This is a genomic window from Jeotgalibacillus aurantiacus (assembly GCF_020595125.1).
Lineage (GTDB): Bacteria > Bacillota > Bacilli > Bacillales > Jeotgalibacillaceae > Jeotgalibacillus > Jeotgalibacillus aurantiacus.
Map to the genome: position 1 here is coordinate 1 of NZ_JACNMS010000018.1, position 851 is coordinate 851.

Genomic DNA, 851 nt, shown 5'->3' on the forward strand with positions numbered 1-851 from the left:
CCACTTAAATACCTTGGCACATGATCCGCGGCACCATATGTCTCTTTGATTCTCCCTCCATATTCGTATTGGATTCTCAGTTGTCCTGAGACCGGGTTACAAACCTTCCCAAGGTGTTCTCTTTTCGTTGAAATGTCTTCATCGTTGGTACCTTTTATCAAGACCTCAATATTGATAAAACGAGGTATCAGTTTACTATCGATGTAAGTTCTTCCCTGCTGGTAAGGGGCTGCTTGCATTTGAATGTCAGCATCTACATCACCAAGCCCAATTATGCTCTGTATGACGTATGGTCCTGTTTCAGCCAATTGAACGCTATATGGTCCATTCTCAATCGTTAAGACTCTCATCCCATCGACAGCCCCCTTCCGAGATCTATTAATGCCTGTTTATTTCTTCGAGCACTTTCAGATGGACTATTCACCGGCGTATTATAATTTACCGTCTGATTAATGACAGGACCCGCAGCCTGTTGACCAGTTAACCTACTGTCAAGTGCATCAGCGATCAATCCGGCTATTCTGGCAGCATGAGGACCTTCAAACGGTACTATGGCTTCTTCAACATCCCCGAACCCTGCATTGCCGGCAATAACCGGTTTCGTAAATACTCCACCCGTTTTATGCCACGTTACATCGAAAGTTGGCACTGAAATTGAAGGTATACCACCTTCTCCACCAAATAGAGTAGTCGTTCCAACATTAATTTTAGGAAGACGTGGCTTTGGAATCTCAATTTTCATATTCGCAAAGCCCGTAATGATTTCACCAACGAAACCAAGAACTGTGTCTTTTGCGTCTCTAAGCGGATTGATTATTGCAAGTTTTGCTGATTCCATTTTTTCTGAAGCA

1 protein-coding gene and 1 pseudogene are annotated in these 851 nt (G+C 43.4%); both read right to left on the reverse strand.

The window, feature by feature from the left end; genetic code table 11:
* Positions 1-350 (reverse strand): phage tail family protein (locus H7968_RS17935; protein WP_227397379.1); only part of this gene is annotated, 350 nt, incomplete at its 3' end.
* Positions 347-851, reverse strand: a pseudogene (locus tag H7968_RS17940) (hypothetical protein); the annotation flags it as partial. The pseudogene H7968_RS17940 and the gene H7968_RS17935, both read right to left, overlap by 4 nt.